The organism is Methylophilus sp. Leaf416, from assembly GCF_001424665.1.
In the GTDB taxonomy this organism is placed as follows: domain Bacteria; phylum Pseudomonadota; class Gammaproteobacteria; order Burkholderiales; family Methylophilaceae; genus Methylophilus.
Genome location: NZ_LMQS01000003.1, coordinates 252,276 through 266,456 on the forward strand (window position 1 = coordinate 252,276; position 14,181 = coordinate 266,456).

Annotated in this window: 9 protein-coding genes; all 9 read left to right on the plus strand. The window is 51.4% G+C overall.

Annotated elements, in window-relative coordinates; all coding sequences use genetic code 11:
• Positions 1 to 203: 203 nt before the first annotated feature.
• A complete protein-coding gene (gene ybaL / locus ASG34_RS09080; protein ID WP_055829729.1) occupies positions 204 to 1,901 on the plus strand; it encodes a YbaL family putative K(+) efflux transporter in 1,698 nt (565 codons plus the stop codon).
• Between the two features lie 259 nt (positions 1,902 to 2,160).
• On the plus strand, positions 2,161 to 3,180 hold the full coding sequence (locus ASG34_RS09085; RefSeq protein WP_055829731.1) for an aliphatic amidase: 1,020 nt from the start codon (positions 2,161 to 2,163) through the stop codon (positions 3,178 to 3,180).
• A gap of 58 nt (positions 3,181 to 3,238) precedes the next feature.
• On the plus strand, positions 3,239 to 4,396 hold the full coding sequence (locus ASG34_RS09090; protein WP_055829734.1) for a transporter substrate-binding domain-containing protein: 1,158 nt from the start codon (positions 3,239 to 3,241) through the stop codon (positions 4,394 to 4,396).
• Positions 4,389 to 5,009: an ANTAR domain-containing response regulator gene (locus ASG34_RS09095; RefSeq protein WP_055829736.1), complete on the plus strand. Its 621-nt coding sequence runs from the start codon at positions 4,389 to 4,391 to the stop codon at positions 5,007 to 5,009. Before ASG34_RS09090 ends, ASG34_RS09095 begins: the two co-directional genes overlap by 8 nt.
• A gap of 225 nt (positions 5,010 to 5,234) precedes the next feature.
• Positions 5,235 to 6,446: an efflux RND transporter periplasmic adaptor subunit gene (locus ASG34_RS09100; protein ID WP_055830021.1), complete on the plus strand. Its 1,212-nt coding sequence runs from the start codon at positions 5,235 to 5,237 to the stop codon at positions 6,444 to 6,446.
• Positions 6,447 to 6,502: 56 nt separating this feature from the next.
• Complete coding sequence (locus tag ASG34_RS09105) at positions 6,503 to 9,667, plus strand: efflux RND transporter permease subunit (protein ID WP_055829738.1); 3,165 nt, start codon at positions 6,503 to 6,505, stop codon at positions 9,665 to 9,667.
• Positions 9,660 to 11,114 carry an efflux transporter outer membrane subunit gene (locus ASG34_RS09110; protein ID WP_235559738.1) on the plus strand — a complete coding sequence of 485 codons (1,455 nt, stop codon included), beginning with the start codon at positions 9,660 to 9,662 and terminating at the stop codon, positions 11,112 to 11,114. Before ASG34_RS09105 ends, ASG34_RS09110 begins: the two co-directional genes overlap by 8 nt.
• A 139-nt stretch (positions 11,115 to 11,253) precedes the next feature.
• Positions 11,254 to 12,522: a nitrate regulatory protein gene (locus ASG34_RS09115; RefSeq protein WP_055830025.1), complete on the plus strand. Its 1,269-nt coding sequence runs from the start codon at positions 11,254 to 11,256 to the stop codon at positions 12,520 to 12,522.
• A 354-nt stretch (positions 12,523 to 12,876) separates the two neighbouring features.
• On the plus strand, positions 12,877 to 14,181 hold the full coding sequence (locus ASG34_RS09120) for a CmpA/NrtA family ABC transporter substrate-binding protein (RefSeq protein WP_055829741.1): 1,305 nt from the start codon (positions 12,877 to 12,879) through the stop codon (positions 14,179 to 14,181).

Sequence of the window (14,181 nt, forward strand, 5' to 3'; positions counted from 1 at the left end):
CATTGTCTGGATATGCAAATGGGCTGGTTTTTCATGCATTAAACATTGACGACTGGCCTTGGCTTCCTGCAAGATAAGGGTTGAATGCATTTATGTAAATTTATAAATGTTCAACTTTTTAGTATGAACATGGTCATTCATTCAAACTTATAAAAACAGCTTTTACAAAACCTAATCAATCTGCCAGAAGAAAAACACGCCTTATGGATCACAACCTTTCCCTCATTACTACCATTGCCGCAGCCTTTGCGCTTTCGCTGATTTTTGGATTAATTGCCGAAAAACTAAAATTACCCGCCCTGATTGGTTATTTATTTGCCGGAATATTAATCGGACCGGCTACACCCGGCTTCGTGGCAGATATTGAAATCGCGTCTCAATTGTCAGAGTTAGGCGTCATGCTGCTGATGTTTGGCGTCGGCTTGCATTTCTCCATCCAGGATCTGATGTCAGTCAAACGGATTGCCTTGCCCGGCGCACTCGTGCAAATGGCATTGGCCACCCTGCTGGGCATGTTGGTCGCCCATTATTGGGGCTGGAGCGTGGGTCATGGCCTGGTGTTCGGCTTATCCCTTTCGTGCGCCAGTACCGTGGTGTTACTGAAGGCCTTGGAATCCAGACGCATCCTCGAAAGCATGAACGGCAAAATTGCCGTAGGCTGGCTGGTGGTGGAAGATATGATTACCGTGCTGGTACTGGTGTTGATGCCCGCACTGGCTGGCGCATTAGGCGGTCAGGGTGAGGTTGCCAATGCCGGTGCCATTTGGGAAACCATAGGCATGACTATGCTCGAAATTGCCGGTTTTGTCGCAGTCATGCTGGTGGTTGGCCGACGTGTATTGCCATGGCTTTTGTGGTATGTCGCAGGCACTGGTTCACGTGAATTATTTACGCTTACCGTGATTGCAGTTGCGATTGGTGTCGCTTTTTTTGCATCGTCCTTATTTAACGTCTCTTTTGCGCTGGGGGCATTCTTTGCCGGGATGATCATGCGCGAATCAGAATACAGTCATCGCGCGGCAGAAGATTCCCTGCCATTCCGCGATGCATTCGCAGTCCTGTTCTTTGTGGCTGTCGGGATGCTGTTTGACCCAAGCATCCTGATCAAGCAACCTTACCAGGTGCTGGCCGTAGTGGGCATTATTGTGGTCGGTAAATCGCTGGCAGCGGTTGCTATCGTACTTGCGCTTCGCTACCCGCTGAACACCGCCTTAACTGTTGCTGCCAGCCTGGCGCAAATTGGTGAATTTTCGTTCATTCTGGCAGGGCTGGGCGTTTCGCTGGGCTTACTCTCCCAGGACGCAATGAGCCTGGTACTGGCAGGGGCATTGATTTCAATTGCACTTAATCCGTTAGTGTTTGCCTCGATCAAACCGTTTGCCAACTGGGTGGTGAATAAATCTGATGTCGCGCGTCGCCTTTCACAACGCATAGACCCCTACGGTGAATTGCCGATGACTACCGAAAGAAAATTCCTGGAAGGCCAGGTGGTACTCGTGGGTTATGGCCGTGTTGGTAAACGCATTGCCATGTCATTGGAAGCTTCCAGCATCCCGTTTGTGGTGGCTGAGCAAAACCGGGAACTGGTAGAAAAACTGCGTAAAAAGGGCCAGCCTGCGGTGTCAGGTAACGCAGCTGACCCAATGGTATTGATACAGGCTCACATTGCTAACGCTGCCATGCTGATTATTGCCACACCGGACTCCATGGATATCCGTAAAATTGTCGATATTGCCAAGCAGTTGAAGCCCGATATCGAAGTGGTGATCCGCACGCATCACGAAGACGAATATCAGCGCCTGCAAAAAGAAGTCGGCGATACGGTGTTTTTTGGTGAGGAAGAATTGGCCAAAGGTATGTCAGCACACGTCCTAAAACGCTTTGAACGCCATGTACTCTGATACGCGTATAAAAACTAAAGTCCGGGCGGCAATTTACGTCAAATAACGCATAGCTGTTTGCCACACCGCCGCTTAAACTAGCTTCACGAATGAAGATTGCCGTTACAGGCACCTGACATATTTCTCACGCCGTCAACAGAGCCGGCGATGAGCAGAGCAAAAAAGCTCACCCACCGTTTTAAAACGGCAGGTGAGCTTTTTTTTCGTCTGTTGCCAGCGTGATTCATTCATTTCACTTACTTTTATTCAGGAGAAGCACATGATACATGGTGATATTTCAAGCAGTAACGATACCGTCGGCGTAGCTGTGGTGAACTACAAAATGCCACGACTACATACTAAAGCAGAAATACTGGACAACTGCCGCAACATTGCAGACATGGTGGTCAACATGAAAGCTGGCCTGCCTGGCATGGACCTGGTGATTTTCCCGGAATACAGTACGCACGGCATTATGTATGATGGCCAGGAGATGTATGACAATGCGACGACGGTCCCCGGCCCCGAGACGGACATTTTTGCCGAAGCCTGTCGCAAGGCGAAAGTCTGGGGCGTGTTTTCCATTACTGGCGAGCAGCACGAAGAGCATCCGAACAAAGCGCCTTACAACACCTTGATTCTGATGAATGACAAAGGCGAGATTGTTCAGAAATACCGCAAGATTATGCCTTGGGTGCCAATCGAAGGCTGGTACCCCGGCAAGGAAACCTTTATCAGCGAGGGGCCCAAAGGACTCAAGGTCAGCCTGATTATCTGTGATGACGGCAACTACCCTGAAATCTGGCGTGACTGCGCCATGAAAGGTGCCGAGCTGATTGTACGTTGCCAGGGCTATATGTATCCGGCCAAAGAGCAGCAAATCCTGATCAGCAAGGCCATGGCGTTTGCCAATAACACCTATGTCGCGGTGTCCAATGCTGCCGGCTTTGATGGCGTCTATTCCTACTTTGGTCACTCTGCGATTATCGGTTTTGACGGCCGGACCCTGGGCGAATGTGGCGAAGAGGAAAATGGCGTGCAGTATGCAGCACTGAGCAAGCACTTGATCCGCGACTTTCGCAAACATGGTCAATCTGAAAATCACTTATTCAAGTTGCTGCACCGCGGTTATACCGGGGTGCTTAACTCTGGCGATGGTGACCAAGGCATCGCACAGTGCCCTTACAGCTTTTACAGCAAGTGGATACAAGACCCGGCAGCCGCACGCGACATGGTAGAATCGTTTACACGCCCCACCTTGGGCACCAAAGAAGCACCAATAGACGGCATACCAAACTAAAGCGAATCAACCGCAATCCGGCATCCAGGCCACACGGGATGCCGCAAGGAACAGCATCATGGCAAATACCGACCCGATTTCGGTCGGCGTCCTGTTTTCGACCAGCGGCGCCACTGCAACCATAGAACGCTCACAGGCATTTGCGACCTTTTTCGCCATCAACGAAATCAACGCGGCTGGCGGCATTTGTGGCCGCGAACTGTTGCCAGTACATTACAATCCGCAAGGCATTTCGCAACAATATCAAGCATTGGCTGAACGCATGATCCGTGAGGACAAAGTCAATGTGATTTTTGGCTGCTACATGTCCAGCACGCGCAAAGCGGTGATCCCGGTAGTTGAGAAATGGCGCAAGTTGTTGTTTTACCCAACCCCTTATGAGGGTTTTGAGTTTTCGCCACATGTGATTTACACAGGCGCCGCACCTAACCAGAATAGTGCACAACTGGCGGATTATATGACCCGTCACTTTGGTGCGCGTGTTTACCTGATTGGCTGTGATTATATCTATCCCTATGAGTCCAACCGTATCATGAGTGACTTTATCCTCGAGGTCCCTGGTGGCAAAAAGCTGGCCGAGCGCTATTTGCCACTGGATGCCACGGAAAAAGACTTTTTGCCGATTGCGCGCGACATCAAGGCAAAATCTCCTGACTTTGTATTCTCCACTGTGGTTGGCAAAGCCACCCGCATGTTGTACCAGGCCTACGCTGACATTGGCATGGATGCCATGAAAACACCGATTGCAAGCCTGACCACTTGTGAAGCGGAAGCCGCTGAAATGGGCAGCAGGATTGCGGCTGGACATTTCACGTCAGCGCCCTACTTCCAGTCGATTCAGACTGCAGAAAACCAGGCCTGCCTACGCAAGTTCCGTGAACAATATGGCGACGAGATTGAGCCTAACATGTGCTGGGAAGCCGCTTACTTTCAAACACACTTATTCGCTGAAGCCATGCGTGCAGCAGGCGACGATACCTACGATGTGTTGTTGCCCCATATACTCGGTCGTGAACATCAGGCACTGCAGGGTCGTGTGGCGATTAACCCCGCCAACCATCACACTTTACTGCATCCTCGTATAGGTCGCGTCAATCACCATGGTCAGTTCGACATTGTGGCCGAGTCAGCCGGCGTGAGCCCGGATCCATATCTTGTCACGCATACCAATGAGACTTGGCGTCAGTTTATGATGCCGGAGCCGCAAATTGGCTAACAAAGGTGCAACAGGCTCACGCTCAACCCTGGAGCTATTCCGCCAGCTACGACAGTCACGCATGACCATTTTTCATCCACGCGATGAAAAATGCAGTACATTGATACAGCAACTAGAGCGCATAGGCTGCCAGACCGTGTCACTGTGGCCACCCACTGCTGAACTGCCCGAAAAAACAGATCTGGTGATTTTTCTGTTGAATGCGGAGGCCAGTAATAGAAAAAAACTGCCCTGGTTAATGCCTGACTCGCCAATTCCGCTGATTGGCATGATTGAGTATGAAAACCCGACCATTCTCGATACGGCTACAACACTCGGCTGTCATGGCATTCTGGTCAGTCCGACGCAACCACATGGCATCCTGTCTACTCTTATTATGGCGATTCACCATTTTCATGAAGTCAGGACCTTACAAAAGCGGAACCAGCGCCTGGAGCAAAAACTGCAGGCAGCAAATGAAATCAGCGCCGCACAGGCGATCCTGGCCCGTGCACGCGGTATCAGCGCCATCGCAGCCTACAAACTCATGCGCGAACAAGCCATGCTCAAGCGTGTGACAGTGGAAGAAATTGCGCGAGCGATTGTGCATGCCGAAGGGACTTTATTCAATTAATGCATGCTTGTGTATGCAAGAAACCCTGCTACAGCTCATGTTCAACCATGGCGATAATAATCGTTCCCTCCTTCACAAATAGCCTCGATCTCATCTTTTCCTGACGTCCAACTAACCACACCCTTCAACTTGTACACATGCAGATACGTATCGTTACACCTGCATGCAATCAAACGCAGTACAATTTTGTCAGACATGAATAATGACTTCCTCATTGGTACTTCTATGAACACTTCCTGCGTCTTTTTCAAGCACTGCCTGTGGCTGATATGCGGCATTGGCCTGACAATGACCGCCTGCACCTCGGGCAAGGGCGACAATAAACCTGTCCCAAAAATCCCGGAAGTTGGGGTCATGACTGTGCAGAAGGTTACCCAGCCTATCGTGGCCGATCTGCCCGGGCGGACCAATGCTTACCTGATTGCCGAAATTCGCCCGCAGGTGAGCGGCATCATTCGCCAACGCACTTTTACTGAAGGCGCACTGGTCAAAGCGGGCGACCTGCTCTACCAGATTGAACCTGCACCGTATCTGGCGAGTTATCAAAGTGCTGCAGCAGCGCTGCAAAAAACCGAAGCCACCCTGGTCACCCTGAAACTTAAAGCAGACCGTTATAAAGAATTGGTCAAAATCAACGCGATCAGCCGGCAGGATAACGATGATACCCAAGCCGCGCTGCAACAAGGCGAAGCAGATGTGGCGGCGGCCAGGGCGGCACTAAGCACCGCCAAAATCAACCTGGATTTCACCAAACTGGTATCACCGATTACCGGCTTTGTTTCCACCTCTACCTTTACCCCGGGCGCGCTGGTGACGGCCAACCAGGAAACGGCTTTAACCACAGTCCAACAGCTGGATCCGATTTATGTGGATGTGATTCAGTCGAGTAGTGATCTTCTAAAACTGAAACGCGATATTGCTGCCGGCAAACTGACCGGCAATACGCAAAAAGAAGTGCCGGTGCGGGTCGTGCTGGAGGACGGTTCTATTTACAAACATGCCGGAAAACTCAAATTCAGTGGCGTGAGTGTGAATACTGCATCCGACGCAGTGACGCTACGAGCTGTCGTGCCTAACCCTGATGGCGTATTGCTGCCAGGCATGTATGTACACGCCCTGATTGACGTGGCGCAGGATAAGGATGCCATCATGGTGCCGCAACGGGCAGTGACGCGTAATACGCGTGGCGAACCTACGGTACTCGTCGTAGACGCCGGGCAAAAGGTGCAACAGAGAAACATAGAAACCAATGGTACATACGGGGATGAATGGCGAGTCAGCAAAGGCTTGCAGGCCGGTGAACGTGTGGTAATGGATGGTGTCCAGAAAATCAGCGTTGGCACGATAGTCAAGCCGGTACCATTTGACAAAGCGACTGGCGCTGCACCGGGGACTGTCATTACTCCCGCGGCTACAACGAATAGCCAACCGCGTTAAGAGATTGCCAAAACTCATTCACAGCGTACCAATCACATACGATAAAGACTAACTTCATGGCTGCCTTTTTTATTCAACGTCCGATCTTTGCCTGGGTGATTGCCATCGTCATCATGCTGGCCGGGATAGGCTCCATCGAATGGCTGCCACTGGAGCAATACCCTGATATTGCCCCCCCACGCGTATCGATTAACGCTACTTACACCGGTGCTGCAGCCGATACGATCGAGAACTCGGTCACCCAGGTGATTGAGCAGTACATGAAAGGTATCGATAACCTGACCTATATGTCGGCCAGCAGCACCTCTTCCGGCACGGCCAGTATCAGTCTGACGTTTGATGCCGGCACCAACCCCGATGTGGCACAGATGCAGGTGCAAAACAAATTGCAGCAGGCCATGCCAAGGTTGCCCCAGATTGTCCAGAGCCAGGGTGTGACAGTCGCTAAAACCGGTATCGATTTCCTGATGGTGGTATCGCTGATGTCCGATAACAGCAGCGTAAGCGCGATTGATATTGGTGATTATATTTCCAGCAACCTGATAGACCAGATCAGCCGCCTGGATGGCGTGGGTGATGTGCAAACACTGGGCTCGGGCTACGCCATGCGTATCTGGCTGGATCCGGCCAAACTGCAAAAATACAATCTGATCCCTTCCGATATTTCAGCCGCGGTGCAGGCACAGAATACCGAAGTCTCCTCCGGCCAGCTGGGCGCATTACCTGCCGTGAACAGCCAGGAACTCAACGCGCCAATCACCGCACGCAGCAAATTACAGACGGTAGACCAGTTTAAGAAGATCATCGTCAAATCCGGGGCTGACGGTTTCCTGGTACATTTATCTGATGTTGCCAGAGTAGAACTTGGCGCTGAGGGTTATACGCCGGTCGCCAGGCTCAATGGTAAAACCTCGGCCGCTTTTGGGGTACGGCTGGCTTCCGGTGCCAATGCGCTGGCGACTGCGCAGGCAGTGAAAGACAAACTGGTCGAACTTGAACCCTACTTCCCCGCTGAGTTGAAGCTTAGCGTGTATATTCCTTATGACACCACGCCATTCGTGCGGCTTTCTATCAAGGAAGTGGTGAAATCGCTGGTGGAGGCGATCTTACTGGTGGTGATTATCATGTACGTGTTCCTGCAGAACCTGCGTGCGACCCTGATCCCGGCGATTGCGGTGCCAGTGGTCTTACTGGGTACTTTCGGCGTGCTGGCGGCATTTGGCTTCTCCATTAACACATTGACCATGTTTGGCCTGGTACTGGCCATTGGCCTGCTGGTGGATGACGCCATCGTAGTGGTTGAAAACGTGGAGCGTATCATGCGTGAAGAAGGCCTGAGTCCCAAGGAGGCCACCCGCAAATCCATGACCGAGATCACCAGCGCGCTGGTCGGTATTTCACTGGTGTTGTCTGCGGTATTTATCCCGATGGCTTTCTTTGGTGGTGCCACGGGCGTGATTTACCGCCAGTTCTCCATCACCATCGTCTCAGCCATGCTGCTGTCCGTGCTGGTCGCATTAACGCTGACACCAGCGCTGTGTGCAACCTTGCTAAAACCGGTCTCGCATGAAAAATCCACCTCGGGGGGCATGTTTGGCTGGTTCTTCCGCTGGTTTAACCCTGCGTTCGATACGATGTCAGCCCGATACCATGCCTCGGTGGAAACCATACTGCGTAGAAAAACGCTGACCATGCTGGTATATGGCGTCATCATCATAGTGCTGGCAGTGTTATTCGCTAGACTGCCCAGCTCTTTTCTGCCGACCGAAGACCAGGGCACACTGAGCGCACAAATCCAGCTGCCGGTAGGCGCGACTGATGCACGTATGCAACAAGTGCTGAAACAGGTTGAAAAATACCTGAATAGCCAGGATGCGGTGATAGACCAGTTTTTAACAATTGCAGGGCAGGGACAAGGTGGTGGGGGCAGCCAGAACTCGGGGCGCGCATTTATCCGTCTTAAAGACTGGTCGGTACGTGGCGAAGGCGAGGATGCCGCGTCACTGGCTGACAGGGCGACCAAAGCTTTATCCGGGATACGCGATGCAAAGCTATTTGTGACGCAGCCAGCACCGGTGCGCGGCCTGGGCCAGGGTTCCGGCTTTACGCTGGAATTGAAAGATGTAGGGGGGTTGGGCCATGATGGCTTGATGGCGGCCAGGAACCGCTTTATTGAACTGGCGTCACAAAACGCAAAATTGAACCGGGTGCGCCCGAGCGGGCTGGATGACACGCCTATGTTCAGGGTAAATATCGATGACCAGAAAACCGGCATTTACAACCTGACAACTGCCAGCATTAACTCCACGCTCTCGATTGCCATGGGTGGTACCTATGTGAATGATTTCATTAATAAAGGTCGCGTGAAAAGAGTCTATCTGCAAGGTGACGCGCCGTTCCGCATGCAACCTGAAGATATCGAACGCTGGTACGTTCGCAACACCACGAATGATATGGTGCCGTTCTCGGCTTTCTCCAGCACGAAATGGGTGTCCGGCTCGCCTTTGCTTGAACGCTTTAACGGCATTTCCTCTATGGAAATTGTTGGCGAACCGGCCAAAGGCATCAGTACTGGTGAAGCCATGCAGATTGCCGAAGACATCATTAAACAATTGCCGGATGGCATAGGTTATGAATGGAGTGCGCAATCTTACCAGGAGCGTTTATCCGGCTCGCAGGCACCGTTACTCTATGCCGTCTCCATCATCTTTGTCTTCCTGTGCCTGGCTGCATTGTATGAAAGCTGGGCGGTACCCTTCTCGGTCATTCTGGTCGTACCGCTGGGTATTTTGGGTGCCGTACTGGCCACCACTTTGCGCGGATTGACGGCTGACGTTTACTTCCAGGTCGGCTTGCTGACCACCATAGGGCTCGCAGCCAAAAATGCGATCCTGATTGTGGAGTTTGCCAAACACCTGCAAGAACAGGGCAAGCCGCTGATTGAAGCAACATTGGAAGCGGTGCAATTGCGCCTGCGGCCTATTTTGATGACTTCGCTGGCGTTTATTTTCGGCGTATTGCCGCTGGCGTTCAGTGAAGGCGCAGGTGCCGTCAGCCGCCAGGCGATTGGTACCGGGGTACTCGGCGGTATGCTGACGGCGACTTTCCTTGGTATATTTTTCGTGCCTTTATTTTATGTGTTGATACGTACTTTGTTCCCTTATCAGGTCGAAAGTGTTTCAGCCGATGTATCACAGCACAGTAAGGCAGAACATGAGTAAGCTGCATGCCATGAGCCAATATTTTAAACAGGCTGCGTTAATCACGTGCTCACTATTACTGACTGCCTGCATCAACCTGGCGCCGTTTTTCAGCCCGCCTGAAGCACCGGTGCCTGCCACCTTTGGCACAGTCGACAATGATCAGAAAGCGCTGACCGAACTTGGCTGGCAATCGTTTATTACCGATAAACGTTTGCAGCAAGTGGTGGATCTTTCATTAAAAAATAACCGCGATTTGCGGGTGGCCTCGCTGAATATAGAAAAAGCCAGGGCGCAATATCAGGTACAGCGCGCAGATTTGTTTCCCACCGTAGCCGCCACCTTGTCAGAAACTGCCTCTAAAGGTCTTTCTAACGTTGGCAACAATGGCAATGTCTCTGCAGGCACTGTCGCCGCAAGTAATAATAACAGCGGGAACGTATCGCATGTTTACCGCGCCACGGTTGGTTTTAGTGCTTATGAACTGGACCTGTTTGGCCGTATCCGTAATCTAAATGCGCAGGCCTTGCAGACGTTTTATTCACAGGAGGAAAACCGCAAAAGTACGCAAATCAGCCTGGTCGCCGAAGTCGCCACAGCCTGGCTGACGCTGGCTGCCGATAAACGGCGGCTGGAAATCGCCCAGCAAACATTGAAAAGCCAGCAAAATACTTACGAGATCAACCAGAAAATGTTTGAGCTCGGCGTCGCCAACGCCCTGACCTTAAGGCAGTTGCAAACCAGTGTTGATAATGCGCGCGTCGCCGTCGCCACTTACAATATCCAGATCAAGCAGGATATCAACGCCCTCAACCTGCTGGCTGGCAGTATGGTGGCTTCAACCTTTTTGCCGGATAGCGCTCTTTCCAGCGTGGCACTTACTACAGCATTGCCGCGTGGCGTCACCTCCACGACTTTGCAGCAACGGCCTGATGTACGTGCAGCCGAACACTTGCTGGAAGGTGCCAACGCCAACATTGGCGCGCTGCGTGCTGCGTTCTTCCCAACCATCAGCCTGACCACCACCATCGGTACGGCCAGCACCGAGCTGGATGGCTTGTTTGGTCCGGGCTCCCGCATCTGGACTTTTGTGCCACAAATCAGCCTGCCAATTTTCAATGCCGGTCGTAACCGCTCTAACCTGGAAATTGGTGAAAAAAACCAGCAGATTCTGCTCGCGCAATATGAAAAAACCGTACAAACTGCTTTCAGGGAAGTGGCAGATGTACTGGTACAGCGCGAAGGTTTGCAGGCACAGCTGGAAGCACAACAGTCATTAAATGGCGCCGCCGCTGAAGCATTCAGACTGGCCGATGCCCGTTTTAAAAATGGCGTCGATAGTTACCTGGTCGTTCTCGATGCGCAAAGAACGCTTTATACTGCCGAGCAAACACTGGTGACTTTGCAGTTAAGCGATGCCGCCAGCCAACTGACCTTATACAAAGTATTGGGTGGTGGCTGGCATTAGTGGACTCCTGGTTCACGACTGCTTCGCTGCCGCGTCATCCGTATCAGGTTCCTCTTTCATTAAGCCTGCTTTAATTCCGTTTTAAACAAAAATGAATGTGCATCGGGAACGTGCACATTTTTTGCTTAGGTTTTCAGTAATGAGTACAGATATTTCCCCCGAACAAACCATTATCCTGGCCAAAATCAGGCATATCGAAGAGCTTGAACGCCTGGATACCTGCATTCAATTTGTCGAAAGCATAGGCCAGATGGTGCACCAGATGCAGGCTGAACGTGGGGCAAGCTCCCTGTACCTGGCTTCTGCGGGCAAGCGCTTTGCTTCCGAACGCGCAGAGATCATCAGCAAAAATCTTGCGCTGGAAACACGCTTCAAAAAGGCGTTAACGCAGCATCTTGATCAGAACGCACTGGCAGATGCTAAGCAGCTGACTTTAATTTCCTGGATACTGCTAGGCCTGGACCAGCAAACATCGTTGCGCCACCAGATCACCCTGCAAAAGATTTCTTTTACCGATTGCATTGAGTCATTCAGCCGCCTGATTGCCAGCCTGATTTCGCTCATTTTTGAAATCACGGATAGTTCGGTAAACAATAAGATTTCCACCTGTTTACTCACGCTGTACAACTTGATTCAAGGTAAGGAGTTTGCAGGCCAGGAACGCGCGGTCGGTTCTTATATCTTTGGTTCAGGTAGCTTGCAACTGCCGCACCAGCAAAAACTACTGGAACTGGTCGCCCAGCAAGAGCGGCATTTTGAATTATTCAGCCAACTGGGCGGTGATGAGTTAAGACAAGCCTGGACTGCATTGCAAGCAACCAGCCTGCACCGGCAGCACCTGAAATATCGTCATAAACTGACCTCCGCCCTGGACCAGCAGCCGCTGAAATCCAGTGATGCAGATATCTGGTTTGATTTATGCACGCAACTGCAAACTGAAATCTGGCAGATTCAATGCCAGTTAATCGAGAAAATGCATAGCATGCTGAAAGCGCTGGCACACCAGGCCAGGCACGATCTGGAACAAACGCAGGAATATTTAAATACGATTGCGGCCAAGCGCTCTTCAACCTTGGATAGCACGTTTTTCAACCTGGCAATCCCGGTGGAAAGTGCCTTGAATTTCCAGGCGCAAGACACAATCCAGACTTACCCGATCGCCTCGATGATCAGCCTGTTGCAGCAACAATCACAGCAGATCGCAGATATGGAAAGCGAGCTGGCGGATACCCGCAAAGCCCTGGTTGAACGCAAGCAGATTGAGCGTGCGAAAGGCTTGCTGATGAGTACACTGGGCATCAATGAAATGGAGGCTTACAAGTCTCTGCGCAGCATGGCGATGGAACAAAACCGCAAGGTGATTGATGTCGCCGAGAATATCCTCGCCCTGCACAAAAACACCGGTTAATCACGCTTTCCTTGGTGCATCCGCACTTGTATGGTGCGATGCACATCGCTCACTTCTTTAAAGAATATTACAAAAAACCTCAATAGAACAACCACTTAAATCCAACACCATTTTTGGCATAACAATTGCTGAACAGGTTTTAAGTACTCAGCTAACGGCGGTTGGATACGAGTAGAGTAAGTTGAAATTGCGAGCTTGATAAAAATCAGGCCACTCATCGTAAGCAGTTTTTAAAGATTGAGGACAAAGGCGTCCTGAGTGTAAACGAACCCTCGTTTGCACTCAGGACGCCTTTTTTCGTTTTACGTTTCCCAAATTCATCATTATCCAGATTAATCATATCAAGGAGCAGCAATGAGCAGTTCAGATAAGAAAACAGTCATTCTTCCCGCGGCAGACAGTCAACCTGAGCAGGTAGATAACCAGCGCCGCCATTTCTTTATGCATACCCTAGCCGGTGCATTTGGAGCCGCCGCCATGATGAACATGGTGCCGTCTGCAATCCGCAGCCAGGCATGGGCTGCCGGTTCTGATGCACCTGAAATCACCGAAGTGAAAGTCGGCTTTATCCCACTGACAGACTGTGCGCCTATCGTAGTCGCCGCGCAAATGGGTTTTGATAAAAAATACGGCATCAAGATTGTGCCTTCGAAAGAAGCTTCCTGGGCTGGCGTGCGCGACAAGATGGTGAACGGTGAACTGCATGCTGCACATGTGCTGTACGGCCTGGTGTATGGCGTGCAAATGGGCATCGGTGGCCAGCAAAAAGACATGAATGTACTGATGACGCTCAACCACAATGGCCAGGGCATCACGCTTGCCAACCAGTTGAAAGAAAAAGGCGTCACCAGCGGCGGCACCCTGAAACGCCTGCTGGACAACGAAAACCGTGACTTCACGTTCGCACAGACTTTTCCGACCGGCACCCACGCCATGTGGCTGTATTACTGGCTGGCCAACTACGGCATCAACCCGATGAAAGATGTGAAAACCATCGTCGTGCCTCCACCACAAATGGTCGCCAATATGCGTATCGGCAATATGGATGGCTACTGTGTTGGCGAGCCGTGGAATGCACGTGCGATCTACGACAAGATCGGTTTTACCGTGGCGACCACCCAGGATATCTGGACCGATCATCCGGAAAAAGTATTGGGTACTACTGCAGACTTTGCTACGAAAAACCCGAATACCGCACTGGCACTGACCAAAGCAATCCTGGAAGCCTGCCGCTACATAGACGCCACCAAAAACCGCCCTGAAGTAGCCAAGCTGATTGCCGGTAAAGCCTATGTCAATGCGCCTGAAGAAGTGATTGAAGGCCGCTTCCTCGGCCATTACGACAATGGCATCGGCAAAAAATGGGAAGACCCTAACTACATGAAGTTCTTCAACGACGGCAAGGTCAACTTCCCTTACCTGTCTGACGGTATGTGGTTCCTGACACAGCACAAACGCTGGGGCCTGCTGAAGTCTGACCCGGATTACCTGGGCGTGGCGAAGAAAGTGAACCGGATTGATATTTACACCGAAGCGGCCAAAGCGCTTGGCATTAACGTCCCCGCAGACCCAATGCGCAGCAGCAAGCTGATTGATGGCGTCGTCTGGGATGGTAAAGACCCGAAAGCCTATGCCAACAGCTTCAAGGTTAAAGCTTAA